The sequence below is a fragment of the Mobiluncus mulieris ATCC 35243 genome (assembly GCF_000160615.1).
Lineage (GTDB): Bacteria > Actinomycetota > Actinomycetes > Actinomycetales > Actinomycetaceae > Mobiluncus > Mobiluncus mulieris.
The window spans coordinates 322,737-345,633 of record NZ_GG668519.1 but is presented as its reverse complement, the minus strand read 5'-3'; the positions used below and the strand labels follow the sequence as shown (position 1 = coordinate 345,633).

General features: G+C 50.4%; 19 protein-coding genes. 11 read left to right on the top strand and 8 right to left on the bottom strand.

The window, feature by feature from the left end; all coding sequences use genetic code 11:
• Position 1: 1 nt before the first annotated feature.
• Both HMPREF0577_RS06525 and HMPREF0577_RS06520 read left to right on the top strand, forming a co-directional pair.
• Positions 2-355 (top strand): hypothetical protein, encoded by a 354-nt coding sequence (locus HMPREF0577_RS06525; RefSeq protein ID WP_004012986.1) that lies wholly within the window; start codon positions 2-4, stop codon positions 353-355.
• A 171-nt stretch (positions 356-526) separates the two neighbouring features.
• Entirely contained in the window at positions 527-1,753 is a 1,227-nt protein-coding gene (locus HMPREF0577_RS06520) for a MalY/PatB family protein (protein WP_004012985.1), read from the top strand.
• A 125-nt stretch (positions 1,754-1,878) separates the two neighbouring features.
• Here HMPREF0577_RS06520 and HMPREF0577_RS06515 read toward each other — a convergent pair whose 3' ends face one another.
• Positions 1,879-3,723 carry a phosphoenolpyruvate carboxykinase (GTP) gene (locus tag HMPREF0577_RS06515; RefSeq protein WP_004012984.1) on the bottom strand — a complete coding sequence of 615 codons (1,845 nt, stop codon included), beginning with the start codon at positions 3,721-3,723 and terminating at the stop codon, positions 1,879-1,881.
• A gap of 469 nt (positions 3,724-4,192) precedes the next feature.
• Here HMPREF0577_RS06515 and HMPREF0577_RS06510 point away from each other — a divergent pair, with 469 nt between their 5' ends.
• The 4 genes from HMPREF0577_RS06510 to HMPREF0577_RS06495 all read left to right on the top strand — a co-directional run bounded on the left by HMPREF0577_RS06510 (position 4,193) and on the right by HMPREF0577_RS06495 (position 8,381).
• Positions 4,193-4,759 (top strand): MptD family putative ECF transporter S component, encoded by a 567-nt coding sequence (locus HMPREF0577_RS06510; protein ID WP_004012982.1) that lies wholly within the window; start codon positions 4,193-4,195, stop codon positions 4,757-4,759.
• Positions 4,760-5,482 (top strand): energy-coupling factor transporter transmembrane component T family protein, encoded by a 723-nt coding sequence (locus HMPREF0577_RS06505; protein WP_004012981.1) that lies wholly within the window; start codon positions 4,760-4,762, stop codon positions 5,480-5,482. It abuts the gene before it with no gap.
• Positions 5,479-7,065 (top strand): ABC transporter ATP-binding protein, encoded by a 1,587-nt coding sequence (locus tag HMPREF0577_RS06500; protein ID WP_004012980.1) that lies wholly within the window; start codon positions 5,479-5,481, stop codon positions 7,063-7,065. Before HMPREF0577_RS06505 ends, HMPREF0577_RS06500 begins: the two co-directional genes overlap by 4 nt.
• 179 nt (positions 7,066-7,244) lie before the next feature.
• A complete protein-coding gene (locus tag HMPREF0577_RS06495; protein WP_169765528.1) occupies positions 7,245-8,381 on the top strand; it encodes a cation diffusion facilitator family transporter in 1,137 nt (378 codons plus the stop codon).
• A gap of 151 nt (positions 8,382-8,532) precedes the next feature.
• On the opposite strand, the gene HMPREF0577_RS06490 is transcribed toward HMPREF0577_RS06495, so the two are convergent.
• Together HMPREF0577_RS06490 and HMPREF0577_RS06485 are read right to left on the bottom strand one after the other, a co-directional pair.
• Positions 8,533-10,260 (bottom strand): ABC transporter ATP-binding protein, encoded by a 1,728-nt coding sequence (locus HMPREF0577_RS06490; RefSeq protein ID WP_004012978.1) that lies wholly within the window; start codon positions 10,258-10,260, stop codon positions 8,533-8,535.
• Between the two features lie 4 nt (positions 10,261-10,264).
• Positions 10,265-12,001, bottom strand: a complete 1,737-nt coding sequence (locus tag HMPREF0577_RS06485) for an ABC transporter ATP-binding protein/permease (RefSeq protein ID WP_004014795.1) — start codon at positions 11,999-12,001, stop codon at positions 10,265-10,267.
• Between the two features lie 160 nt (positions 12,002-12,161).
• On the opposite strand from HMPREF0577_RS06485, the gene HMPREF0577_RS06480 reads away from it, so the two are divergent.
• The 3 genes from HMPREF0577_RS06480 to HMPREF0577_RS06470 are packed head-to-tail and all read left to right on the top strand — an operon-like array spanning position 12,162 to position 14,722.
• Positions 12,162-13,196 (top strand): FecCD family ABC transporter permease, encoded by a 1,035-nt coding sequence (locus HMPREF0577_RS06480; RefSeq protein WP_036342557.1) that lies wholly within the window; start codon positions 12,162-12,164, stop codon positions 13,194-13,196.
• A gap of 12 nt (positions 13,197-13,208) precedes the next feature.
• Positions 13,209-13,967, top strand: coding sequence for a class I SAM-dependent methyltransferase (locus HMPREF0577_RS06475; RefSeq protein ID WP_004012975.1), 759 nt, complete (start codon positions 13,209-13,211; stop codon positions 13,965-13,967).
• A gap of 8 nt (positions 13,968-13,975) precedes the next feature.
• Positions 13,976-14,722 (top strand): methyltransferase domain-containing protein, encoded by a 747-nt coding sequence (locus HMPREF0577_RS06470; protein WP_004017488.1) that lies wholly within the window; start codon positions 13,976-13,978, stop codon positions 14,720-14,722.
• Positions 14,723-14,733: 11 nt separating this feature from the next.
• Here HMPREF0577_RS06470 and HMPREF0577_RS06465 read toward each other — a convergent pair whose 3' ends face one another.
• The 3 genes from HMPREF0577_RS06465 to HMPREF0577_RS11870 all read right to left on the bottom strand — a co-directional run bounded on the left by HMPREF0577_RS06465 (position 14,734) and on the right by HMPREF0577_RS11870 (position 18,014).
• On the bottom strand, positions 14,734-15,507 hold the full coding sequence (locus HMPREF0577_RS06465; protein WP_004012972.1) for an ABC transporter ATP-binding protein: 774 nt from the start codon (positions 15,505-15,507) through the stop codon (positions 14,734-14,736).
• A gap of 10 nt (positions 15,508-15,517) precedes the next feature.
• Positions 15,518-16,531, bottom strand: a complete 1,014-nt coding sequence (locus HMPREF0577_RS06460; protein WP_036342554.1) for an ABC transporter substrate-binding protein — start codon at positions 16,529-16,531, stop codon at positions 15,518-15,520.
• 328 nt (positions 16,532-16,859) lie between these two features.
• The gene (locus HMPREF0577_RS11870; protein WP_244854484.1) at positions 16,860-18,014 is read right to left on the bottom strand and encodes a prolyl oligopeptidase family serine peptidase; all 1,155 of its coding nucleotides are present in this window, start codon (positions 18,012-18,014) and stop codon (positions 16,860-16,862) included.
• 324 nt (positions 18,015-18,338) lie between these two features.
• Here HMPREF0577_RS11870 and HMPREF0577_RS06450 point away from each other — a divergent pair, with 324 nt between their 5' ends.
• Positions 18,339-20,558: a YcaO-like family protein gene (locus HMPREF0577_RS06450; RefSeq protein WP_004012969.1), complete on the top strand. Its 2,220-nt coding sequence runs from the start codon at positions 18,339-18,341 to the stop codon at positions 20,556-20,558.
• 61 nt (positions 20,559-20,619) lie between these two features.
• Positions 20,620-20,868, top strand: a complete 249-nt coding sequence (locus tag HMPREF0577_RS06445; protein WP_004012968.1) for a cation transporter dimerization domain-containing protein — start codon at positions 20,620-20,622, stop codon at positions 20,866-20,868.
• A gap of 149 nt (positions 20,869-21,017) precedes the next feature.
• On the opposite strand, the gene HMPREF0577_RS06440 is transcribed toward HMPREF0577_RS06445, so the two are convergent.
• Positions 21,018-22,364: a sodium-dependent transporter gene (locus HMPREF0577_RS06440; protein WP_004017134.1), complete on the bottom strand. Its 1,347-nt coding sequence runs from the start codon at positions 22,362-22,364 to the stop codon at positions 21,018-21,020.
• A gap of 159 nt (positions 22,365-22,523) precedes the next feature.
• Positions 22,524-22,742 carry a low molecular weight phosphatase family protein gene (locus tag HMPREF0577_RS06435; RefSeq protein ID WP_036342551.1) on the bottom strand — a complete coding sequence of 73 codons (219 nt, stop codon included), beginning with the start codon at positions 22,740-22,742 and terminating at the stop codon, positions 22,524-22,526.
• Positions 22,743-22,897: the final 155 nt, after the last annotated feature.

The following is a 22,897-nucleotide window of genomic DNA, read 5'->3' as shown; positions in this document are numbered from 1 at the left end:
AATGATTATCTATAAATGGTTTGCAATAGCCCAGGCGCGTCATCCCCGGGCGGTGGGGCGGCTGATGCGCTTGGCGACTTCCACTATCCCGAAGCTGACACATCACAAACATGGTGGCACAGGTTGTGGCGCTGGGATGGTTGGAGTGCCAGGGAAAGACACCGGAGGAACACTGCGGGGGGATTCCCGGTTGGCACCTCATGAATGCGCAACCCCAACGGGCAGCGTAACCGCCAGCGCCGCCTCGCTTCCCGCGACGCTACCACCGCCCGCCCCGAAGCCGCCACGCGACCCGAAACGCACCAACGGGATTCTCGCCGCGAACTACGCCGCGCGAATCCCCGGGGCGCGCTAAAACCATCCTGGACGTATAAGGCAAAAATTCAGGTTTCTCGACCTCGAGATACTGCGTTGCGCGTTGAGCATAGCGAGATTGCATATCAACCAGTCACAATGCCTCGCAGTCATGTCATCGAGAATTCCTGAGAATTTCCCCTATGCGTCCGCAACGAAATATAGTGGAATTATGTTAGATTTCAGCAAGGTTAGCGCCGCGCAATTGCGCGAAGTCGGTTCCCTGAAGTGGACCGGGAAAACCAATCCGAAAACCGGCGAAGCCCTGATGGGATGCTGGGTGGCGGAAATGGATTTCGTCACCGCCCCGCCCGTGCTCGAGGCGCTCACCACCGCCATCACCAGCGGCTTGTTGGGATACATGCCCCCGCAGCTGCCCCAGAATTTACGCACCGAAACCGCGCGGCTGCTGGGGGAGCGCTACGGCTGGGAGGTCGAGCCCGAGGCGATTACCCCCGTGGTGGATGTGCTGTCTATTTTGCGTGAACATATTACTTTGGCTACCAGTCCAGGGGAACAAATCGTGGTGCCCACCCCGGCTTATATGCCGTTTTTGACCATTCCCGGGCAGCTCGGGCGCGAATGCGTCCAGGTACCCTCGCGCTTCATTGATGGGCAGTGGTCTTTGGACATGGTGGCTTTGCATGAGGCGCTTGCCCGACCCCAAGCAAAACTCTTGATTCTGTGCAATCCTTGGAATCCTACGGGCAGGGTTCTGTCGGAAGCGGAGCTGCAACAGGTATCCCAACTGGCCTTGGAGACCGGGGTTCAGGTTTTTGCCGACGAGATTCACGCGCCCTTGACTATGCCGGGGTTTCGCCACATTCCCTTCGCGTCTTTGAGCCCGGAAGTCGCGGCGGTGACGGTAACGGCTCATGCAGCCTCGAAAGGCTGGAATCTAGCGGGTTTGCACTGCGCCCAACTGGTGATATCCGATGCTAATCTGCGCCAGGCCTGGCAAGAAGTTGCTACCAGGATGAGTCACGGTGCCACTCCGCTGGGGGTGTTGGCCACCACCGTGGCCTACCGGGAAGGCCGCGAGTGGCTGGAGGAAGTGCGAGAGTATTTGAGCGTAAACCTTTCCCAAGGACGCGATTTGGCGTGTCAACTTGCCCCGAAACTGCAGGCACCGGCCTTGCAGGGCACCTATCTGCAAGCCTGGGACTGTGCGGCTTACAGCGATAACCCGGTGGCCGTCGCCGAAGAACAGGCCGGGGTAGCGGTGAACGGCGGGACGATCCTGGGGGATGCCTATCCCACTTTGTTGCGGTTGAACGCCGCCACTCCTAGGCATTTGTACCTCGAAATGGTGCAGCGTCTGGCCTCGGCACTGGTCGCGAGCCCGATAGCACCTCATGAACCCGCAGCCCACGCCGTAAAACGCGTTAGGCCGCTTTAGCCCGAAATACACTGGATAACCCGAAATAGACTGGGGGCGCTGGCCGAAACCAGCACCCCCAGCGTTTCAATGCAATTTTCCTACGAAAAGAGCGATATTTATCCGGTTATCCCGGTTTACCCCGGTTATCCTAGGGCGGCCGCTACCCGGCGGTGAGCCTCCCAGATTTCTTCCGGCAGGCCTTCGAACTGCTTGAGGTGCTCCTCGCGGTAGCCCATTTCGCGCTTCCACAGTTCGGTGTCAATGCTCAACACGGCATCCAAGTCAGCCGGGTCGCCTTCGAAACCATCCAGGTTCAGCTCTTCTTTCAGTGGGATAGTCCCCACCGGGGTTTGCTTACCCTGAGCCCGGCCTTCCTTTAAATCCAACAGCCACAGCAGGGCGCGCAAGTTATCGCGGTAGCCCGGCCAGCGGAAATGGCCATCCTTTGGATCCTTTTGGAACCAGTTGACGTGAGCGAAAATTGGCTGGTGCTTGGCCTGACCAATAATCCGCAGCCAGTGGCGGGCGTATTCGCCTTCGGGGTAAGACATGAAGGGGCGCATCGACATCGGGTCGTAGCGCAGAATGCCCTCTTTGCCTTCGGCTGCGAAAGTGGCTTGCGCGCCCAGAGTCAAACCATCATAGACACCTTCGGCCAAATCAGTAATAGCGCGAATCAGGGGTTCGCGGTCTTTCACACGGCCACCGAAAATAATCGCGTCAATCGGCACCCCCTTGGGGTCTTCGTAATCCGGGGCGACATTCGGAACATTCTTGAGCGAAGCGGTGAAACGTGAGTTCGGATGCGCCCATTCGTCGCCTTTGGCCTTGGAACGTTGGTGTTCGACCGGGCGATCCGCTATCTTGTTGCCCTTCCAATCAATCCATCCGGCGACATCCTCGGGGTGCTCCGGGGTTTTGCCTTCCCACCACAGTTCCTGGGTGTCGGGATTGTAGGCCACATTGGTGAACAGGGTCTTGGTGCCCGGTTTGATGGCTTCCATGGCGGTGGGATTGGACTTCCAGTTGGTGTCCTTGGCTACCCCGAAAGCACCGTATTCGGGGTTCATGCCGTAGATACGGCCGTCTTCACCCACGCGCAGCCAGACAATATCGTCACCGTAGAAGTACACTTCGTAGCGGTCACCCAGAGCATCGGGAGCCAGCATCATCGCCAGGTTGGTTTTGCCAGAAGCCGAGGGGAAGCCGCCGCACACGTAGTAGGTGCGGTTTTCCTGTTTGTCTTTAATCCCAATCAGCATGAACTGCTCGGAGAGGAATTCCTTGGAATCCCAGCCGTCATAGGCGGCTTGGCGCAGGCCGTGGGCAATCTTGCCCAGCAGGGCGTTGCCGCCGTAAGACGAACCGAAGTGCAAAATCGTGCGGTCGTCAGCCACGGTGGCGAATAGGCGCTTGTCCTCCGGAGTGCCTTGACCAAGATTTTCCAAATCGCCAGTAACATGTACGGCTTTGACGAATTCGTCGGGATTGGACAGGTTGTTCAGGTATTCCACGCCTACCCGCGCCATACGAATCATGTGCAATACGACGGTCAAGTTGTCGGTCAACTCGACCCCGCGAGCCCATTTTTCCAGCGGGGATTTTGGCGGAGCCATCAAATAGGGAATGACATACATGGTCTTGCCCTTGGAAGCACCGCGCATGTGCTCTACCTGAGTGGCGATTACCTGGTCAGCGTCACGCCAGTTGTTGTAAACCCCCTTGTCACTGGGTCTGTGGGTGGCTACCACGGTGCGCTCTTCGCTGCGGGCGGTGTCTTTGTAGTAGGAACGGGAGTAGTACAGTCCATCACCGGCTGGGGCAATCTCTCCACTAGCGAGCCCTTCCGCTATCAGGCGATCATCGTCTTTCGCTGAAATCACCTCAATTTTATCGGGTTGGGTGATTCCCGACCAGTGCTCTACATAGCGGGCGACGGCCTCGTTATGCAGCCCGGCTGCGGCGAGTATTTCGGAAATGTTTTCCATTATTGACTTCCTTCTTCATCGTAAAGATTCCCGAGCAGCCAATGGTAGCCCTACTAAGGCTACCCTAACTCATTTTGCCTCCGCTAGCAATAGAGCCAATTTTCGTGAGTCTGACAGCAGTGGCAAGTTAGTTGTGGTGTTCGGGAGTGGGTTTTTTACCCTATGGCTCAAAATCTTAGCTAATTTCGTCGTGTTCGGGGGGCAGTTGGAAATGCGGCGCGGTCATCAGAACCAGCGTCTTTGCTAGATGGAGGCTATCTAGCAAATATTTTCTCGTGATGCCAGGTGAAACGGGGGTTTTCATTCTGACGGTGACTTGCGGATTAAGAGATTTTTTGACTTATAAGCGCAGTGGGGTTGTCTAAATTGGTTGGTTCTTACGGTGCGCTTTACCCCACCCCCACTCATAAATACGCTAGGATAGGCTCGCCTAAATAAAATCGAAGCTTGAAAGAGGGCATTTACAGTTATGAAAACACGTGACTTTATCAATATTGGGGTATTTACCGCTATCTACTTTGTGCTCGTTTTTGCTAGCGGGATGCTCGGAATTATCAATCCTCTCATGATGTTCGTGGGGTTCGCGCTGGGAATTATCGCCAACGGGGTGGTAATCGGCTTGTTCAAATCTCGGGTGCGTAAAATCGGCGCCCTGGCTATTCTGGGACTGCTGGTGGGAGTGTTGATGATGCTGACTGGACACCCCTGGGTAGTGGTTATCTTGACCCCGCTGCTAGGTCTGATAGGAGATTTCCTGTACTCCAAGGGGAAAAAAGGCTTCAATATTCTGGCCTACGCCCTGTTCTCGCTGTGGTATGTCACCCCGTGGTTTCCGGTATTGACAGACGCGGCGGGATACCGGCAGATGATTACTAAATCAATGGGTGAAGCCTACGCCGTACAGCTGGACTGGTTCCTTTCCCCCGCTCCGATTTTCGCCTGGATGGGTTGTATCTTCCTGTTGGGGCTAATCGGTGGGATTTTCGGGGAGTCGGTTTTGGTGCGCCACTTCCGTAAAGCCGGTATCGCTAAGTAAATGCGTGCACACCACCAACCCGACCCGCGCACCGCTATCCTGGTACTGCTAGTGGTAAACGCCTTGGTGATGGGACGCAACAGTATGACGATTTCCTTGATTTGCCTGGCAATTGCGACAGTGGCGCTGGCAACCACCGGCCGGTGGCGATTCCTAGCGGGATTCCTAGGGGTTGAAGCCGGATGGCTGATACTGTTCCTCGTTTTGCCACACCTGTGGCAAAACGGGTTCGTGGCTTTCCTCGCGTTGATGGGATATTGGATGTTTAAACTCACCACCGCCGGTGGTATCGCCTCCTACCTGGTGATATTGGTGCGGCCGGGACAGTTTGTGGCCGCTCTGCGCCGGATGCGCATCCCGATTGCGATAACCGTGCCGGTTATTGTCTTGCTGCGGTTCATTCCCACCGTGTTTTCGGAATACCACGCAGTGCGTGAAGCCATGGCGCTGCGCGGACTGTCAATGGGGTGGCGTGCTTGGATACACCCGTTGCGATTCCTGGAATTTGTCCTGGTGCCACTGCTGGCCTCCTGCACCCGGATTGCAGACGAGATGACTGCCGCCGGCATGGTGCGGGGGCTCGGCTCTAAACAGCAACCCACGACCCTGTCCCGCCTGGGTTTTTCCGGGCTGGACGCCCTGTGGATTCTGATTGTGGTGGGTTTGGTGGCTAGCACTTGGTGGCTTAAAGATTTACCGGCATTTCCCGGAGGCTCCTCATGAATCTAGAAATTCCGAACGATGCGACCGCCAGTAACGATGCGGTTACCGCCATCAACCATGTTACTTTCGAATACCAGACCGACGAAGACGATACCCCCGACCTCGCGGTCACCGGGGTGAAAAATATTAACCTGGAGTTTCCGCCCGGCTCCTGCACTCTTGTCACCGGGCCTTCCGGTTCGGGAAAATCCACCCTGCTGAAACTGCTGAACGGGCTGATTCCTGAACTGTTCTCCGGCAAACTGGAAGGTGATGTGCGGCTAGGCGGGCTGGATACGGTTGGCACGGATATTCAGCAACTCGGGCGCGCCGCCGGAACCGTGTTCCAAAACCCGCGTTCCCAGTTTTTCACCGCCACCGTCTACCAGGAACTCGCCTTCGCCTGTGAAAACGCCGGGGATGCGCCCGCCGTGATTCGACAGCGCCTCGAACAAGTGGCTCGCATTTGGGGGATAGAACCCCTGCTGGAATGTAAACTCAAACAGCTTTCCGGCGGCGAACAACAGCTTGTAGCCTCCGCTATCGCCCTGATGGGGCCCCAACGCATCGTCCTACTGGACGAGCCCACTTCGAACCTATCACCCGAGGCCATCGACGGTTTCGTTGCGGTACTCGCCGGGTTGAAACGCGAAGGGTGGACAGTGGTCGTCGCGGAACACCGGCTTTACCCCTTGCGTGGACTCGCCGATCGGGTAGTGGTGATGCGCGACGGTACGGTAGTCACCGACCAACCGGCCGCAGAATTTTTCGCCAGCAGTGACACGCGGCGTCGGGAACTCGGGCTACGAATCCTCACCCCACCTCAACAGCACTGTTTCAAGGAGACGCGAGTGGACGTGACTGACGTGCCGATTCACGAGGAGGCAACACAGGAGACGCCAGTTCGCGCGATACCGGGTAAAATCGCCTCGGGCAGCGGCGTGGTGGCGGAAAACCTGCGGTTTAGCTACGGGAAAACCCGAATCCTGGATATTCCCCGCCTGGAGGTTCCCGCCGGGGCTGTCACAGCTTTGACCGGGGCTAACGGAGCTGGAAAAACCACTTTAGCCAGGACTTTGATTGGCTTGGCGCATCCGGAGAAAGACGCGCACATTTACTTTAACGGCCAGCGGTGTCGCTCGCATCAGCGCACCAAGCGTTCCGCCTTGGTGATGCAAGACGTGAACCGGCAGTTGTTTGGGGAAAGTGTCCTTGGGGAAGTCACCTTGGGAAACACCGAGGTCAGTGTCGGGCAGGCCCGGGAAATCCTCACGGAACTGGGCTTAGGTGGCCTGGAGGAACGCCACCCCATGACCCTGTCCGGGGGACAAAAACAGCGCCTGGTTATCGCCAATGCTATCGCGGGGGATGCGGAACTCTATGTGTTTGATGAGCCGACCTCCGGGGTGGATTATGCGCACCTCCAGTCTATTAGCCACCTGATTCGCCGGCTCGCGGCGCGAGGGAAAGCCGTGCTGGTCATCAGCCATGATTGGGAGTTTCTCAACGAAGTCACCGACCGAGAGTTGCGGCTTTCGCCGCTGCGCGAGGTCACCGGCCGAGGACAAATCCAGGTTTTCGGCGCGGCGATGGCGCAGCGTTGAGACGCGGAACACGGGGTGGGCTGTGGCGTGAAGCCGCAGCCCACCCCGCTTATTGATAATGAATTCTGTAACTAAGGTCATCCTTAGATTTTTAGCCGGGTTTAGGTACAATGAAAACGATAGAACCGATAGGGAACACGTGTAATTGGGGGTTTAGCCTGGAAACGGAGAGGGAACTGATGGGTCATACAGAAATGGGATATATTGAGAACGAGCCGCAACACGGACACGCGCCTCATGAACCCCACAAAACCGGGAGTGCGGCGTGCGAAACGCTGGAACGAGAACCCGCGCCTCATGAACCCCACCAGAAACCCCACCACGACCAGACACGCGAACACGCCCCCGCCTGTCCCCACCAGCACGACGAAAAAGGGCACGGGGATGCACATGGCCACGGGCACGGGCATTCCCACAACCACGGCGAAGGTGTCGGAAAGAACCGGCTGATTGCCGCTCTGGCGATAACCTTGGCGGTGATGCTTTCCGAACTGGTGGGGGCAGCTTTGACTGGCAGTCTGACCCTGTTGGTAGACCTGGGACATATGCTCACCGACTGTGCGGGGCTGACCCTGGCAGTGATAGCGGCACACCTGCAAGGCCGTCCAGCCACCACCCGGCGTACCTGGGGATGGCGTCGCGCCGAGGTGATTTCGGCGGCGCTGCAGTCCCTGTTGCTTATCCTGATTGGGGTTTACGCCTGTATCGAAGCGATAAAACGTCTGGTCACCCCGGAGCCTATCGGGGCTCAGATGCTGCTGGCGGTGGGAATTATTGGCCTGCTGGGGAATCTGGCGAGCCTGACGATTCTGATTGGAGCCAAAAGCGGGAACCTGAATTTGCGGGTAGCCTTCCTAGAGGTTTTGAACGATTCCCTGGGGTCGGTGGCGGTAATTGTCAGCGCGGTGGTGATGGAGACCACTGGTTGGGTGCAGGTCGATTCGGTGGCGGCCTTGGTGATTGCGGCCTTAATTGTGCCGCGCGCAGTGATGATTCTGCGTCCCGCCGGCTTAATTTTGATGGAGGCTACCCCCAAAGACCTGGATTTGGAAAAGGTACGGGAGCATTTATTGACGCTGCCACACGTGGTGGCGGTGCATGACTTGCATGCTTCCACCGTGTCCACGGGGCTGCCGGTGCTAACCGCGCATGTCATCTTGGAAGACGAGTGTTTCCACGACGGACACACCGTAGAAATCCTGGGTCAGATTGAGGATTGTCTGCAGCATCACCACGAAATCTCGATTTATCACACCACGATTCAATTGGAGCCGGCCTCGCGCGCAGACTTCCACAACTGGAAGGAACAGGTGTAGCCGCTGGGGGTCGGTTGTTCGGTTCCGGTTGGTTCTGACTCTGCTGGGTTTGGCTGGGACGGCTTTTGTCGTAAGTGGTGCGATTTCGGTCATGTCGTCATATATAGCGAAGATGTAGCCGAAATCGCCCCACTTACGTTTGGCATTGGACTCACTGGATTTGGTCCCCGAGAAGATTTCGGTACAAATCGTTGTTTTTCAATTCTGCGTGAGTACCAGCAGCTGCTATCTGCCCGGAATCCAAGAGAACAATCTGTTCTGCTATACGGATTGAGGCGAGTCGGTGAGCAATAACGATAGTGGTTCGATTAGAGCGAAGCTTGCGGATTTTTTCAGCAATACTGGCTTCTAGGAATGGATCGATATTGGCTAGTGGTTCGTCAAGAATCAGCACCTGTGGATTGCGTAAGAAAGCGCGTGCAATACCAATTCGCTGACGTTCTCCGCCTGATAGAGTAGTTCCGCGGTCTCCAACTCGGGTATCGAGACCCCCCAGCGAGGTAACCAATTCGTCGATGTCTGCCGCTCTGAGAGCTTCCCACATTTCAGCATCTGTGGAGTTTTCTTTGGCTAATTCAAGGTTTTGGCGGATAGTTCCCGCAAAAATATGGCAATCCTGTGGGACAAGAGCTAAGCTTTCGCGGTATGTATCCGGTTCGAGACTGCGTAAATTTTGGCCATTGAATCGAACCTGTCCATTTGTGGGGTCGAGAAATCGCATAGCTAGATTAGCGAGGGTGGTTTTCCCGGCTCCCGACTTTCCTACCAGAGCCAGTGACAGCTCAGGCTTAGCGGATAAGTTTATTCCTTGGAGAACAGGTTTGTTAGATTCATAGCTAAACTCCAGATTTTGAGCAACCAGAGTCTCCTTTTCATTTTGGTAGTTGGGCAGATTCGTATCTGGGACGGAGGGAATAGGGTCTTTAGCTTGCAGAATGAGCCTGATGCGGTGCGCACACGCCCCAATTTCTCCAACTCGACCTAGCATTCCGACCAATGTGAGTGCAGGCATAGTGGACATTCCAGCAAGCACAATAGAAACAGGTAGTAGCTTGGCATCCAGGGTGCCATCGAGCACACGACCGGTTAAAATGACTAAAATTGAGATAGAACCGAACGAGGTAGCGATGGCAGAAAAAGCTGATTCCCAGGCTTTACGAATTGTTTGGCGGTTCTTTACGTGTTGGACTGTTTTAGTAATTTGCAGCACAAGGCTATTTTGCTGTGCAACCATTCCAAGTGATCGAAGTTCACGTTGTCCTTGAATAGAATCAAGTCCGGTAACTCTGAGTTCTACAAGCGCATCTCGGAGGTGAACTCCCTGTCTCCCCTGAATGTCAAGAAGAAACAGGGGTATAAGAATCATTGCAACTATCGGCAACGCCATGATTAAACCAACTGATCCAATTAGGACGCATAAAGCTATGATGAATACTGCTGAATTTAGTACTGCACAAATTGCAGTTGATGCGGTATGGGCATAAAACCACTCAAGGGTTTCAGCATCGTTCATAGCGGCAGATGCAACATCACCCGTGCGTTTACCCTGAAGCCCGAGTGGTGCGATACGTTTGATAGCCTTATAAATGTGCACCCGAAATACATGTAAAATTCGGTACGCCACTTCATGAGACCACCATACGTCTAACAAGGTGGAAATAGCATTTACCAGTACTAAGGAAAATAAGAGCGCAAAGAGTCCGGTGAGGGAAGAATCCTGATTAGTAAAAAACGAGGTACTAATCCCCACTGAGGTAACAGCAACACCAACAGTAGTTATCTGGGAAAATGCGGTAACAATGGTAGCTGCTATAAATAAAGGAAAGCATTCCCTTAACATGGACATTAGGCTCCAAACTTCTTTTATAGTGTTCTTCATGTTACTAGCCTTCTACTATTTGTGTATGTAAGAGTTTTGACCAGGCTGAATCTGGGTTTTTTGCCAATTCTGCGGGAAATCCTTGGCAAAGAATCTCTCCATTTCCTAAAACAATAACGTGGTCTGTCCTGGCTGCTGTATCGATCCGGTGGGTCACGATTAGCATTGTGAGTTCTGGCTTTGCCTGACGTATATCGTCTAGCACAGAGTATTCTGTATCGCTGTCGAGGGCTGAGGTTGACTCGTCGAGAATCAGTATCGGAGTGTCTCTAATCAATGCTCGAGCTATGGCAAGGCGTTGTTTTTGTCCTCCAGATAAATTGGTGGCATGCTCAAAGACACGCAGATTTAACACAGAAGAAGCGTCGTCTGCGTTTTCCTGATGCAAATTGACTGCATGTGCCCAGGTGAGTGCGTCTAGCATTTCTTTTTCAGTAGCAGACGGATTGGAAGAAAGTAAGATTTCTCTTACTGTCCCAGGGAAAATAATTGGATCTTGTGGAACCAAAGTCATAGCTCTTGTAATATCAATTTGTCTGGGGTTGTTCCCAGCTAAAGAAATGGTGCCACTACTAGGTTGGTCGAACCCCATCATTAGTCCGAGTGCTGTAGATTTTCCTGAGCCGGACAAGCCAACAATCGCGGTGATTTGTTGTGCTGGGACGGTGAAGCTAACTCCGTTTAACGCAAGTTCATTGGCTCCTAAGTATGTGTAACTAACATTTTGGAAGCTTATATTCCCACACGTCTTGGATGTTTGTTCTGTTAGCTTCGCAGGAGGCGTAGCATCAGCGGCGCTAAAGATGGCATTCATAGCAGGTAAAGCAGAAATTCCAAAGAATGCCTCATGCCAACATGAAGATAAAGTATTGAAAGGTCTAAAAATTTCAATTGAAAGCATCGTTATAACGAAGAGTTGACTAAGCTCCATTTGCTGGTGTCCAATTTGGAAAATTGCAATCGTTAGTCCTAATGCCGGCCCTAATACTTTCATTCCTCCACTGAGACCGGTTTCTCCCAGGGAGAGACGGAGCTGGTTTAGAGTGGTTTGCAGCAAGCTGGTTGACTGGTCTTGGAGTCTTTTCCCGTATCTATCCGCAGCACCAAAGGACTTGAGCGTTGACATTCCCATCATCGCGTCTATGAAATCTGCGTTGAGATCCTCGTAGGCAATCCAGTGACTTTGCCCTCTTTCAGCCAGTGCTTTGTCCCAAAGACGAGGAATCGCCACGATGCTAATGCCACATAGCAGAAGCACGATTGCAATCAGTGGGCTGATAAGCCCCATGCCGATGGTTAGTGCGATTGCTGTCACGAGAGTAACTACTAACTGGGTGAAATACTTAATGAAGTAGGGCTCTATGGCCTCAACCCCATCGGTCAAGACGGATTGGATTTTCCCTGATCTACCGAGGCCAGCACGCATGGGGCCGCGTTTGTCAAGTTTATCTAGCAGTGCCCCACGCAGACGTGTCTTTAATTTCAGGCCTGCTCTATTTTGCAATAACTGGCCGGCAACATCTGCTAAAGGACGAAGAATCAGCATTATTGCTACACCGGAAATCAAATAGATGATGGTCTCGAGATTCCTTGACGTGAGTAGTTCAGTGAAGAGCAAGGCATTGAGCACAGCAGCGCCGATGTAGGTAGCTGAAGAAATCAGACCTGCGAGGATGGAGGGCAGCAGGAGCCAAGCGGTCACTCCACCGGCACGCATGATGCGTATTTGATTGGTAAACACAAGCGATTCCTTCCCTGATGCCGTAAACTTGCGTATTTACTAAGGGTAAGCTATCCTTAGTTTAAGGTTTGCACATCTGAGTAGAGTTGTCAACTTCCCCCAGCGGTGCTCTGTGAGTCATTATAGCAACAGATTTAACTACAAGGAGAAGGAAATCGGGATGATAACGACGTGGAAGCTTCGAGTGGCTTTGCTAGTATCCTTGACCCTAGTTCTGTTGTTATGTATACTGCTGGGCGTTTCAGTAGGGGCAACTGACATACCGTTGGTCACTGCTGTTGACGGGCTGAGAGCCTTTTTTGACGGTGCTGTTTTAGACAGGTACACAGGCACCCCTGATATCCAGGTAATTCAAGAAATTCGTGCGCCAAGGGTGCTTTTAGGTGCCACTGCGGGGGCGGGGTTAGGTGTTTGCGGTTTAATTACGCAATCCTTGCTGCGTAATCCACTTGGCGATCCATATATCCTAGGTATCTCGTCCGGCGCCTCCGCTGGAGCAGCATTTGTAATAGTGGTCGGTATTACAGGTGTATTTCATTCAGCAGTAGGCGTCTCATTAGGAGCCTTCTTGGGGGCTGTGGTGGCGATTGTGCTTGTAACACTTTTAGCTAGCGCTGGGGGAAGTATAACACCTACAAGAATTATCTTTGCCGGTATGGCAGTTAACTACTTTTTTGCTGCGGTAACTAGCTTAGTAACGCTGATGGCCGGTACGGCTGCGGGACATAAATCAGTCATGTTCTGGACATTAGGGTCGCTCGCGTCGGCTAAATGGAATGATGTGGGCATAGGATTGAGCACAACTGTAGTGGCGTTGCTACTTTTTGCTCTATTTGGTAGAAGAGTTGATGTCCTAAATTTAGGTGACGACTCTGCAAGATCACTAGGTACGAACCCGAAATTATTTCGTGACGTGCTATTTGGCATCGTGGCTTTTACCGTAGCGATTTTAGTTTCCCTGACCGGATCTATTGGTTTTATAGGTTTAGTTATTCCACATTTAGCTAAATTATTGGTAGGTTCTATGACTAGAATTTCCCTACCTATTGCTGGGTTAACAGGAGCGATACTTTTAGTTATTGCAGATATTTTTGCTCGAATAATTATTAGACCAGCTGAAATGCCCATAGGAATATTGACAGCTATTGTTGGCACACCGATGCTTATGGCCTTAATTAGGAAATATGCAAGATAAGAAGGAGATAAAATGTTATTTATGAAACCGAATTTGGAAGAAATGAATAAATATATATATGGAGACGAATGGGCTAATCTTTGGCAGAAGTATTTTGCTTATCGACCAACTACTAACGACGCAGTGAAATTTCTTTCGGAACTAGCGCCTAACGGAAAAGTGCTAGAACTTGGAGTAGGATCCGGTAGAATTGCATTACCGTTGTCAGAAAGCGGTATGCGTGTTACTGGACTAGATTCATCAACAGCGATGCTCAGTTATCTCCAGAAGAACGATCAAAAAAATGCAGTGCAAGTGGTAGTAGGAAATGCAGAAAAATTTGAGTTGAAAGACAAAGATTTTGATTTAGTATATTTTGTATCTTGGGGTTTGCATGCTCTATTGAGTGAAGAAAAAGTAAGAGGATGCTTTGAATCTGTGAACAAGCATTTAAATAATCACGGACTGTTTGTCATAGAATGTATGCACTATGAAGGATATAAATTTAGTGATAGAACTTTGCAGATTGCCGGTATGGATACAGGTCTCGCGGTGCTTTCCGGAGAAATGAGAAATTTGGATGCTCAACTGTTGTTAAATACTTATGTATTTCTCAGAGATAATGAAACACCGAGAGTACACACTTCAGCATCTCATTATTGGACGACAGAACAACTAGATACAATGGCAGGGGAAGCAGGATTTGACTTTGTACAAGCATATGGTTCATGGGGCAAGATTTCACTTACGAATAAAACGCCAAATATGATTAGACTTTATCAGCGAAAGTAGGTTGTACTATGAAAAATTATGAGATACCTGCGCAGTCTGGCGCCCAAGTAGATGTAGATATTCAGGTTACTAATGGAACTTGGAGCTTTGAACATGGTGTTGCTGATTCGTTTGTATCTCATGTTCGTAAGTCTGTTCCTCTGTATGATCACGGGCACAGAATGGCAGCAGAAATTGCTTCTTGCTTTACCCTACCTGGAGGATTCGCTTACGAATTGGGTTGCTCAACCGGTGAATTAATTACCAAATTGGCAAATTACAATTCGCGTACCAAGTCAGTAAATTGGGTTGGTATAGATAATTCTATAGAGATGGTTGAAAAAGCTCGTGAATCCTGTAAACAGTTTGACAATATTGAAATAATCTTGGGAGATATTGTAGATTACGAACTTCAAACCTGCGATTATGTTGTGGACTTCCTTACTAGCCAGTTTTTAAACAAAACGACTCAACTTACATTATTCAGTAAGATATATAATAGTTTAAAAGAACGAGGTGCGTTTTTTCTGTACACTAAAATATTACAAGAGGATTCGTTTTTTCAGGATTTATCTTCTGTGATGTATAACAGATTCAAAATATCCAATGGATTATCTCCAAGTCACGTTCTTTCTAAATCTGAGAGTGTTTACGGTGTGATTAAACCGGAACCACAGCATGTCATGCTAAACCTACTCCATGAAGCAGGATTTCAAAAAATTCTGCCGATAATCAGGTTTCTAAACTTTGAAGGTTATTTAGCTGTGCGAGTATAAAAGAGGTTATATTAATTTATATTTCCACTGAAAACAAATTGTTTAACACCGTCATCTACTACTTCTTTCGCATTTACTGAATACACTTCATTAATGAGGTGAGTATTAAGAATTTCATTCGGATTCCCCTTACAATGAACCCTACCACGACTTAATATTATTGCTTCATCGCAATATCTGGAAACCAAATTCAAATCATGCAGAATTATTACAGCTGTTTTCGCCACTCTGCGAATTAACTCCAAAATTTGGTGTTGATACTTCACATCTAAATGATTAGTCGGTTCATCGAGTAGCATGCATGAACTTTGTTGTGTTAGAGATCGTGCAATCAGTATGCGTTGACGCTCACCACCTGAAAGAGTATCAACATAACGATTTCGAGCATCAAACATTCCAACTTCCACCAGAGAATTGCTAGCTATCATCATATCTTCCTTAGAGTATCCCTGGGTGTCACGCCTATGTGGCGACCTACCCAGCAAGACTAAATCCCACACTCTCATCCTGTCTGTGGTGTTTTCAAATTGTGACACAACTGATATTTTGCGACCTATCTCGGAGGTTCGTAATGTGTCAATCGGCTTGTCAAAGACCTTGATTTCCCCCTCGTTAACATGTTGAGCACCGAACATTGCTCTAAGTAATGTTGTTTTACCAGATCCATTGGGACCAGCTATCCCAACTATCCTACCTTTAGGTATCTCAAACGATACCTCATCCACCGCAATAAAATTGCCAAAGCGGATAGATACCTGATGTAAACTAAGGGGGAAATCAGCCATAACACGCGCCTTACTTGGTGATTTGTTTTGCTAGTTCAATCGTGCCATATATGGCAGACGGTGAAGCATAGCCAATAGCCGATTCGGCATAAAATATCTGGTTATTCTTCACAGCTTTTAAGTCTTTGAAACCTGGAATCTTTTCTAGTCTTGCCATGGTACTTTCCTTCGTTGCTCCGCCCATGCCCGTAAGAACAAAAATCATGTCCGGATCTGACTTCACGAAAGCTTCTTTTGCGATGGCTCCTTGGTGAGGATGATAATTCGGGTCAATCGCAACTTTGACACCTAATGCGTTGTTAATTTCGCCAATAACACCTTGGTTTCCGTAGCTAAATAAATCCTCATCGGCGTCTCCATAATAGTACGCATAGGCAACAGTTCTTCCATTACCAGGATTATCTTTTTTAATTTTATCGAGTTGTGTTTTTAAGTCTTTGACTGTTTTGTCTGCTACCTCAGAAGTGTTAAGTAGCTTCCCAACTTGGCCAATCTCTCTGAGAATAGTGTTAAAGCTTTCATTTTGAGGCTGCTCTTTGTAGAAATAGTGGCATTCGGACTCATCGACGATTGCAGGTATTCCTTTTGCGGAGACATCTTGGGGAGATAATTGCTCGCTGCTGAATCCACCACCATAAGCGAGATCAGGCTGCGCCGACACCAAGCCCTCCATACTAAGCTGGTCGTTGCTCAAAAGTTTAATTTTATCGGCTCTGTCACAAATCCACTCTGCAGGTTGCTCACCCCACTCATTAGCTCTCCCAATAACTTTGTTTTCATCTGCTCCTGCAGCAATTAAGTAGGCTAATCCTGTTACGCCCATAGACACCACTTTTGATGGATGCTTATCAAATGTCGTTTCCACTCCACAGTTCTTAATCGTCATCGGCATCGATGTGTCGGATTTGGCCATTGTGGCATTGTTTGTAGTGGAGGTAGTATCTTTTTGAGCACATCCTGAAAGCAGCGATACTGTCAAACAACTTGCACTTAATGCTGCAACTATTTTCTTCGTCGGACTCACTTTTCAAATTCCTTTCGTGTCATGTCGAGCTCATCACAAACCGGCAGCAGCATCTGAATAAAGCTTCAAATTCCAGACAACGAACTGCGGATGAAGCATAACTCGCTCCTAATGTATTAATAACCGTTGCAGGTAGTAGACTTCACGCTACTACCGAGACAAGGTTAGCCTAACCTAAATAAAATGTCAAGTTCGAGGACTGTATTTTGAAGCCTGCATCCTCTTAGGCCTGCTCAGACCTGAAACAGAGGCAATTCTCGCGCACAACTTGTCTCGATAGAGACTAAGTTTCCAGAGATAACGTGCATGGGTTGACCCCGTAACCGTTTCATGTGTACAGCTTGGTTGCTTGATAATTCAGGTATTTCCACAGTCTTTGCTCGTGATTCCTGCGTACCACTGGGTCGAGAGGCCCCTCATGTCCTCCTTCGACACTGTAACGCCAATATGTCACTTTAGCGTCTAGGCTCTCCGCTCGTGCCGCCAGACAATCCGCGTGGTAAATACCGGTTATGACATCGGAGCTGTAGCCGGTAATCAGCCAAGATGTGTTGGCTAAGCAGCCCCTCGCGGCTGGACAGCACAGTGGATCCTCTTTTTGCATGAACTCTTCCCAGTCTTGCGTACGGGGGTCTCCATATTCTTTCATCCAATTTTTTCCCTGTTCTGTTGATGGGAGATTCTTTGTTGCGCTAATTGGAACGCGGCAAACTACATGGCTGACAAGCTCTGGGTGATAAATAGTGGTTATCGCCGCAACGAGTGCTCCATGAGACATGCCATGAAGAAAGGTGAATTTGGGGTCACAAATTTGTGCTTTGTGTAGATGGCGAAGGGCAGCTACCACATCTGCTCTCACTAAGTAACGGTTGTTCTTGATTCCTGCTTGGTGCCACGCCTTTCCGTACTCGTAGCCCCCTCTACTGTGTATGAGTGCAATGTTAAATCCCTGGTCAAGCCAGAATCGGCGGATTTCATGGGAGTAAAAACTGTGGTTAGCCTGCATAAAGCCCCCATAAACAATCGCAACTGTGGGGCACGACTCGGAAGGCGTGCCGTAGCAGTCTACAGGAATCGGGGTATCGTCTTGGGATTTGGCTACGGTAATCCAATGACAGTTTAGATGATTGCTGGTATGGGTGCTCTGCTGGAGCGTGATAACACTGCCTGTGTTTAAATCCACGCGGTAAAGGCTTGGGGGGTCGAGAAACGATTCGGACTGTACAATCAAAGCGCCAGGTGATGTCTGCACCGGTCGCAGATGATGTCCAGATGGGAAAATTTCTCCAGTTTTACAGATTTTCGCTTTCCCGTTGTATGTTTCACAAATCAAGGCTTCGCAACCATGTAAATATCCTCCGAACACGGTTGGATGCGTGGTTGTTTGCCACGATGGAAAGAAGGCGGTTCCGTCAGAGAGCTTAATTTCTCCTCGAACATATCTGACAAGGTTTTGACCTGGTCTTATGTCTGTAACTGGCATTTCCACTCTCCGGTTTTACTCTAGATGCTTGCGTAGGGTTGGAAAATATGCAAATATTGCCCTTGGTTAGGCTAACCTAATTTTGGGATTTTGGCTAACCGGATGTTGTACCTCGTAACAGAGGAAGGAGGTGATTAGTATGGATAAGCTTGAAATCGTTGAAATCGAGGAGATTCGAACCGACCAGATTGCAGTTCCTCACTGCCATCACGGAACAACCCCGCAAACCTTTGCGTGGAAATAGCCCGAGGCGTGGTTTCGAGGCGGGGCTAGCTCGTCCGGCTAGCCCCGCCTTATTAAGGTACTCAGTCTGTAAGGAAAAATATGTGGGGAATTTGTGCGGAGTTGCGTCCGCTTGATTGTAAAAGAAGTCTCTTAACCTGCGCCGATGGCACTGATTTAGTGCTCTTCATGGGGGCACCAGAGATTGCTCAGGCGTTGTCTGAAGCGGAGCAATCTCAGTCAGAAAATCCACTTGGTGCGAATCTTGCAGCAGCGTTATCCAAGCACGACTGCTTCGTGGAGATAAGTCAACTGCTACCTAGTGGAGCAGAGACCAGCATAGAGAGACTAGAGGAGCCGGAAATCCTCGTCTGTGGATGTCCTGAAATTGCACTAAAGGTTACTAGTTGTTTGCGTGAACAAGGGGTTGTAGCAAATTATCTCGAAAGCTCAATTCGAGAATGTGCATATAGCGCGTTCGATAATGACATAATTCTTGTAGCGTGTCGAGGAGAGGAGTCTCCACAGGTATTTTCAGAAGCGATTTCAGATATATCAAGTTTGTGTATTTCGCTAATAATAATTGATTACGAAGCAACGCTTTTAAATATAGGTCCGGTTATATGGGAAGGCGTCGGTGCTTCATATGAAGATTCTCTTGTTCGGAAAAAGGCGAATTCCGTAGAAATAGAGGCTTTTCAAGCAAAATTGGGTGCATCAGTGTGGGGGAATTTTATCAAATATATTGGAACTTCGCAGCGCGTATTTGAATCAGCTGCTCAGCTGCTAAAATCAATAGCTAAATGTGAAGTAGATAAACAAAAAAACACCAGTGTTGATACCATATGGAAGATATCTTTAGCAGGTGAATTGGAAGTACATGCAGCACTACCATGTAAATTTATTATGACTGCCAACAACATAGAGCAATGCCACCCGTCGACTTTTGTGGTCGATAGCGATTACGGCATTGTTAAACACATTTCTAAGGTAAAGCACACATCGTATATGCCTAAAACGCTACACACGACTCAAGCCCGAACATGCGATTTACGCAGAATCGGTGGGTATCTAAATACTGTATTTTGTCAAGGTTCTCGATTGATACCCGATAGTTTGAGTCAGACAGAAAAGGACAGGCTGATTTTAGATACACGGCAGGCAGCTATTGGTGAATCTATAGAGCGCTATTGCTCGAATCTAATAGACCTTAAGCCAGTTTTACAGGGGTCGTATCAGGCGCTATCGCAACGTGGAATACCGGTACTGAATCCCGGAGAATTGGTATTATTCTCCTCGTCTCAGTATAAGCAACACGGTTTTCCATTTACTCCTTTTGACAGGGACTTACCAGTTGAGTGGGTAGAAGGCAGATATTTAGATGATGATTCACCTATTTTTGTTCCTGCTTCTATGGTATATGTAAATTGGTATTCTAAACAATATGCAACATCTCCTCGTGTTAATTTTCCGGCATTCGCAGGTGTAGCGGCAGGAACTACTTTTGAGCAAGCGTGTTTATCTGGAATTAGTGAAATCATAGAACGTCACGCGACGATGGTCTGGTGGCTTAATGCTTACCCTCTTAGTCACATCAACTTACGTGGACACTTTAGCGACTTGTTTGATGGAGTCAAAGAAACTCTTCGTGGTAGCCTGATTCATTTAGACAATACTTTTGGAATTCCTGTAGTGGCCGGTGTCGTGCATAATGATACTTCTAAGCTGGTGCATATTGGGTTTTCCTGTCGTTCGACCGTCAAAGAAGCTGCTTTTAAAGCATGGAGTGAAGCTCTAACTCTTCAAGAGGGAGCACACGATCTTAATAACCCCAATGGGACACACTGGCAGGCTATTAACAAGGGCCTACTCCCGGGACGCTCTTACAAGAGGTGGCGTCTAGATCGCAATTACTTAGACGATTTTCGTTCAGATTTAAAAGATGTAGATGATCTTTTGGTGCAACAGGAATTATACCTTGACCCTCGCGCTGTCAAAAAAGTAGCGCCGCTTTTAGATCTGCCCCCTTCGCGTGATATAGATTCTATAAATCAACTCCCCGATAGCCGTTTGGAAACTTATCTTAGTAAAATTGCGCGTCGAGGGATGCGGGTGATTGTAGTCGACATAACTTCCCCTGACGTAGCATCTTGCGGATGGAAAGTTGTCAGAACAATTATACCTGGTACTGTAGGTAACACACCTGCCGCTTTTCCATATTTAGGAAATAATGTTGTGGCAGATGAAGCTGTTCGTTTAGGATGGTTTGAAATTCCTAAATCAGATTCTGAGATGAATATATTTCCTATGCCGCACGCATAGTTTACTCTTGCCGACCGTAGCGAAATGGGCAGGTTGAATTTTCTATAGGCTAGGCGCTATATTGCTGCAATTGCCACACGTGGTGGCGGTGCATGATTTGCATGCTTCCACCGTGTCCACGGGGCTGCCGGTTTTGACTGCGCATGTCATCTTGGAAGACGAGTGTTTCCACGACGGACACACCGTAGAAATCCTGGGTCAGATTGAGGATTGTCTGCAGCATCACCACGAAATCTCGATTTATCACACCACGATTCAGTTGGAGCCGGCCTCGCGTGCGGACTTCCACAACTGGAAGGAACAGGTGTAGCCGCTGGGGGTCGGTTGTTCGGTTGCTGGGGGTCGGTTGTTCCTCTGTTCGGGTTCATGAGGTGCTAGCCGAAAATCCGGGCGTAAAACCCCGCGCTTGGAATCCCGGCAAGCTCCTCGTGAACCCGTCGATTACGCGCGCAAAAACAACTAGAACGCGACGTGGCCAAACAGGGCAATTACGCACAACACCACCGCGACTGGCACATAGACAAAACGCCCCACCGTCAGCCAAAACTTGCCCCGGGGACGCGCTGCCCCGGTATTGATGGCTCGGAGCAACTCCTCGCGGCGCATCACCCAAAACCAGGTGATAGCCCCCAGGCTTGCCCCAATCGGGATGATGTAAATCGAGACCAAATCCATCCACGGACCCCAAGACGTGATTGCCTCCATGCCCAGTCCCGCGCCCAAAGCAAGCACGCACAAAACCACCAGCACCGCCGGGCGGTTAAATCGCGGAAAACGATGCAACAAGGATTCACCCACGGCCTCGAACATGTTTTGCAAGGAACTGACGCCCGCGAAAATCATGGCCACGTACAGGATTACCGCGAACAGCTGCCCCAAAGGAATGCTTTGTAAAATCGCCGGGAGCGTCACAAACAGCAAGCCCGGGCCCGCCCCCACGTCGGTTTGAAAAGCGAAACAAGTCGGGATAATCACCAAGGCGGCGACCACCGCCGCGAGCGTGTCAAAAAACCCGGTGCGCTGGGAAACCTTTACCACGTCCTCGTCGTCAGGTAGATAGGCGCCGTAAACAATCATGCCCGACCCCGTAATCGAAAGCGAAAAGAAGGCCTGACCCATGGCCCACACCCACACGGTGGGGTTTACCAGCGCCTCCCAGCGCGGAGTCAACATGAACAAGTACCCTTGCGCCACGCCCGGCAAAAACGCCACCCGCACCGCCAAGATAACAAAAATCACGAAAAACACCGGCATCATGATGCGGTTGGTTTTCTCGATGCTTTTCGCCCCCAGGAACAGGGTCACCAGCGTGCCAATCACCACAATCACGTGAAAGGGCACCACCGAGAATCCCTGCAAGGCGAAGCCCTCGAACCATTTTTCGGTGTTGGCGCCCATTAGTTCCCCGGTCAGGGAATCGAACAGAGCCTTGGCCACATAGGCCACAATCACCGCGTAACCAATCGCGATACACAGCGAACCCGCGAGTGGCAGCCACCCCAGGGCAGCGCCAATCTTCCCAGCCGTGTCCCCGCGAGTCGCCCAAGCCGCCCGATACGTCCCCAGTGTCCCGGTCCGCGCCCGGCGTCCGTTGGCGAACTCGGCGGGCAGGCCGACATAGGTAAACAGCAGGACAAAGAAAATATAAATCAACAGGAACGTGCCCCCGCCGTTATTGCCAATTTTATAAGGAAAACCCCAGACATTGGCCATGCCGACGGCTGACCCGACCGAGGCCAGAATAAAACCCCAGTGGGTAGCGAAGCGGTGTGCGTGGGGGGCTAACGAGGTGTCTCGGTTTTCCAAGGCTGTTCCTTTACTTTCCGCGTGGCGGGTGGTTGTCTCGGTTCATGAGTGGCCACTTGGAATCTGCCGCCAACGCATCGCACTAAATACTAATAAATTTGAGCGGAATCCCAGAAATTGCGTCCCGATTCCCGGATGGCACCTCATGAAGTCGCCCAATCAGCGGCGGCGCAGGTACTTGACTATGCCGGTGGCGCTGGCTTCGACCACGGTGAGGGTGTCGTAAAACCCGTCGAGGCCGCCGTACCAGGGGTCGGGCACGTCGTAGTCTCCATCCGAGCTGTATTGGTCGGAATAGTGGGTGCGTTTGCCGGGTTTGTTGGGGTGGTCGGGGTTTTTGCCGGGTTCATGAGGCGCTTGTCTGGGGTGCTCGCGCACTGAAAACCCTACGGTTCTTTTCGTTCGCAGTCTCTGGTAATATTTAAATAACAGGACTCCCCGCACCTCTCAACGATGTGTCCCAGGGGAGACGTTCATGTCTGGAGGAAATCCGTGGAGCTGAAGCCGCCACTGCCACTTGAACAGCAAATTCA

What these genes read in the sequence shown, in the direction of transcription:
- HMPREF0577_RS06525 (WP_004012986.1), top strand. Translation starts at nt 2, where the DNA reads ATGATTATCTATAAATGGTTTGCAATAGCCCAGGCGCGTCATCCCCGG.
- HMPREF0577_RS06520 (WP_004012985.1), top strand. Translation starts at nt 527, where the DNA reads ATGTTAGATTTCAGCAAGGTTAGCGCCGCGCAATTGCGCGAAGTCGGT.
- HMPREF0577_RS06515 (WP_004012984.1), bottom strand. Translation starts at nt 3,723, where the DNA reads ATGGAAAACATTTCCGAAATACTCGCCGCAGCCGGGCTGCATAACGAG.
- HMPREF0577_RS06510 (WP_004012982.1), top strand. Translation starts at nt 4,193, where the DNA reads ATGAAAACACGTGACTTTATCAATATTGGGGTATTTACCGCTATCTAC.
- HMPREF0577_RS06505 (WP_004012981.1), top strand. Translation starts at nt 4,760, where the DNA reads ATGCGTGCACACCACCAACCCGACCCGCGCACCGCTATCCTGGTACTG.
- HMPREF0577_RS06500 (WP_004012980.1), top strand. Translation starts at nt 5,479, where the DNA reads ATGAATCTAGAAATTCCGAACGATGCGACCGCCAGTAACGATGCGGTT.
- HMPREF0577_RS06495 (WP_169765528.1), top strand. Translation starts at nt 7,245, where the DNA reads ATGGGTCATACAGAAATGGGATATATTGAGAACGAGCCGCAACACGGA.
- HMPREF0577_RS06490 (WP_004012978.1), bottom strand. Translation starts at nt 10,260, where the DNA reads ATGAAGAACACTATAAAAGAAGTTTGGAGCCTAATGTCCATGTTAAGG.
- HMPREF0577_RS06480 (WP_036342557.1), top strand. Translation starts at nt 12,162, where the DNA reads ATGATAACGACGTGGAAGCTTCGAGTGGCTTTGCTAGTATCCTTGACC.
- HMPREF0577_RS06475 (WP_004012975.1), top strand. Translation starts at nt 13,209, where the DNA reads ATGTTATTTATGAAACCGAATTTGGAAGAAATGAATAAATATATATAT.
- HMPREF0577_RS06470 (WP_004017488.1), top strand. Translation starts at nt 13,976, where the DNA reads ATGAAAAATTATGAGATACCTGCGCAGTCTGGCGCCCAAGTAGATGTA.
- HMPREF0577_RS06465 (WP_004012972.1), bottom strand. Translation starts at nt 15,507, where the DNA reads ATGGCTGATTTCCCCCTTAGTTTACATCAGGTATCTATCCGCTTTGGC.
- HMPREF0577_RS11870 (WP_244854484.1), bottom strand. Translation starts at nt 18,014, where the DNA reads ATGCCAGTTACAGACATAAGACCAGGTCAAAACCTTGTCAGATATGTT.
- HMPREF0577_RS06450 (WP_004012969.1), top strand. Translation starts at nt 18,339, where the DNA reads ATGTGGGGAATTTGTGCGGAGTTGCGTCCGCTTGATTGTAAAAGAAGT.